The organism is Arhodomonas sp. KWT (genome assembly GCF_010993615.1).
This window is the reverse complement of sequence record NZ_WNXE01000791.1, coordinates 1-773: the sequence shown is the minus strand read 5'-3', so window position 1 is coordinate 773 and position 773 is coordinate 1. Positions and strand designations below refer to the sequence as shown.

The 773-nt window shown below is 75.8% G+C and carries 1 protein-coding gene; it reads right to left on the bottom strand.

The annotated features are described in order from the left end of the window. Positions 1-773, bottom strand: a 773-nt coding sequence (locus tag G7A99_RS22430; protein WP_163144229.1) for a cysteine desulfurase family protein, incomplete at both ends; no start/stop codon positions are given.

Sequence of the window (773 nt, the reverse complement as noted above, 5' to 3'; positions counted from 1 at the left end):
AGGCCGGCAAGCAGGCGACCCCGCAGCGCCTCCAGGTGACGGCCGTCCCGGGCCGCGTTGCGCACGCACCGCGCCACCGCCGCACCCATGCCCACCACCTGCGCCACGGGCACGGTACCCGGCCGCAGCCCCCCCTCCTGGCCGCCGCCGTGGAGCAGCGGGGCAAGCCGCACCCGCGGGCGGCGGCGCACGTACAGTGCCCCGACCCCCTGGGGGCCATAGCACTTGTGGGCCGAGAGCGAGACCAGGTCCGCGGGCAGGCCGGCGACGTCCAGCGGGACACGACCGAGGGCCTGGGCGGCGTCGACATGCAGCAACGCCCCCCGTCCCTTAACCCCCTCGGCGATGGCCGCCAGGTCAGGGATCACACCGGTCTCGTTATTCACCGCCGACACCGATACCAGCACGGTGTCCGCCGTCATCGCCGCGGCAACCGCCTCGGGGGACACGCTGCCGTCCGACTCCGGCGGCACCCGCGTCACGATAAAGCCCTCGCGCTCGAGCGCCTCGCAGCTCGCGAGCACCGCGCGATGCTCCGTCGCCAGTGTGACGACGTGATCGCCACGCCCGCGCTCGCGCTGATGGCGCGCCGCCCCCTTGATCGCGAGGTTGTCCGCCTCCGTCGCCCCGGACGTCCACACGATCTCGCTGGCCGACGCCCCCAGGGCCCCGGCGACCCGGGCACGGGCCTCCGCGACCGCGGCGGCGGCATGCCGGCCCACCGCGTGGGCACTCGCCGGGTTCCCGGCCAGCCCCTCCAGCCACGGTCGCAT